The following is a 1,655-nucleotide window of genomic DNA, read 5'->3' as shown; positions in this document are numbered from 1 at the left end:
GTCTCCCCGGGTGGTTACCGTGGGAGGGTGTGGGCGCGCGGGTGAATGTCTCCGCGCACCTTCCCCGGATCGGGGGAAGCCTGTAATGCGATGCCGGCGGCATCAGGTTGACAGAGCTACTCGCACGAAAGATGAATCAGGTGGTGTGGCCCTGTGTGTTGGGATATCGCTGATTGAATTAATAACAGCGGCAGGAGGTCTTGAGTGCTCCTCCGCAGTAGCCGCCCCGATATCCGGAATACCTGCAGTGACGGTCGCACGGAGACTCATCGGTGGGGCAGTTATATTCTGCTCCCTCGGTGGGGGCGTGCGTCTCTGAATGAAGAGCCNNAGGAGGACTCGTCGGATGTCTGGAAGGTTATTCAGGGGGTGGTGGTGTAGGTGTAGAGCATGAGGGTGGCTGTGATGGTTTGCGGGAATGTGTCCAGGGGGCGTCGGTAGTCCTCCTTGAGGATCTTCCAGGTCTTGATGTGGGCGTTGACCTGCTCGACTATGTACCTGACCCGGTTGATGCTGCGGCTGACCTTCTTGGCGGTGTCGGAGAGCTGTTTGCCGGCCGGCTTCCTTGGTGGGGTGATCATCCCCCGTCCGATGTAGCCCTTGTCGGCGACCCACCCGCTGACGTCGAGGCCCTCGAGCAGGCCGGAGGCGTCCAGGGCGGCGACGTCATGGGTTGAGCCCGGGCAGGGATCCGAGACCCACACCAGACGACCGGCGGGGGTGACCAGGACCTGGATGTTGAGCCCGGTGCGCTTGTGCTTGCCCGACCACAGCTCGGGGTGGGCCTTCCAGCTCCAGCAGGGCATCAGGGTGCCGTCCAGGACGTAGTCGCAGCCAGGGGCGACCTCCTCGGCGGTGATGAGGTAGTTGTCCAGGGCGCGGGTGACCAGCTCAGTGAGGGCCTTGACGGCCCGGGAGACGGTGGGCTGGGACACGCCGAGCAGCTCACCGATGGCAGCCTGGGGAAGGTTGTGGCGCAGGTAGATCAGCGTCGCCTGCAGCGACCCGGCCACCCCGAGGATCGCCGGGATGGTGTGGAGCGGTTTGCTCTGGCTGATCCACTGGGTCAGCTCGGCGAGCTGATGGGCACTCAGCCCGGTGGTACACTTCACGGCGATGGCTCGTTTCCATAGGGGTTTTGTCTGGCGACAAGAATTCTCCCACAGGAACGAGCCATCACCCCTGCGTAACACACCCACCCAAACCCCAACACCCTCCCCTGAATAACCTTCCTAATGTGGAGGGGTGGGAAGGAAAATGTGGGCTGCCAGATGTTCAGCATCTGGCAGCCCACGCTTGGGGCCCGTCCTTTATCGCAGCTACGGTGTGGGACAGGTCGCGAGTTGTATCTGGCTCAGTAGCAGTGACACACGAGCTTGATGGGGCCGGCGCAATAACCTCCCCTGTAGCCGATGCTTCGGCAGTGGGTGTCGCAGACGCGCTCGGCCCAGGGGCAGCTAAGGTCTTCGGTGCCCTCGATGGGGGCCTGGGTCTCGGAGGTGACGGCCTGGTTGAAGTCGGTGTCGCTCAGGGTGGCGGTGCGGCGGGTGAACTTGTCCATTGGTGTTTTCCTTTCCGGTGGTCCTCCCCGAGGGAGAGCCGGGTGAGATTCGTGCCTTCCTGGGTTGAGGGTGGGGCCTGCCTGCGTCGCTGCT

The 1,655-nt window shown here is 63.3% G+C and carries 2 protein-coding genes and 1 pseudogene; all 3 read right to left on the bottom strand.

Annotated features, from left to right (window positions below; all coding sequences use genetic code 11):
* Positions 1-178: 178 nt before the first annotated feature.
* A pseudogene (locus tag FK267_RS13720) lies at positions 179-319 on the bottom strand (actinodefensin); the annotation flags it as partial.
* A 43-nt stretch (positions 320-362) separates the two neighbouring features.
* Complete coding sequence (locus FK267_RS13275; RefSeq protein WP_232622434.1) at positions 363-1,112, bottom strand: transposase; 750 nt, start codon at positions 1,110-1,112, stop codon at positions 363-365.
* A 242-nt stretch (positions 1,113-1,354) separates the two neighbouring features.
* Positions 1,355-1,561, bottom strand: a complete 207-nt coding sequence (locus tag FK267_RS13270; RefSeq protein ID WP_141407489.1) for an actinodefensin — start codon at positions 1,559-1,561, stop codon at positions 1,355-1,357.
* Between the last annotated feature and the right edge of the window lie 94 nt (positions 1,562-1,655).

Origin of the sequence: Actinomyces oris (assembly GCF_006546825.1) — a bacterium.
In the GTDB taxonomy this organism is placed as follows: domain Bacteria; phylum Actinomycetota; class Actinomycetes; order Actinomycetales; family Actinomycetaceae; genus Actinomyces; species Actinomyces oris.
Note: the sequence above shows the minus strand (reverse complement) of the source record. Positions and strands in the feature narration are given on the sequence as shown.

What these genes read in the sequence shown, in the direction of transcription:
- FK267_RS13270 (WP_141407489.1), bottom strand. Translation starts at nt 1,561, where the DNA reads ATGGACAAGTTCACCCGCCGCACCGCCACCCTGAGCGACACCGACTTC.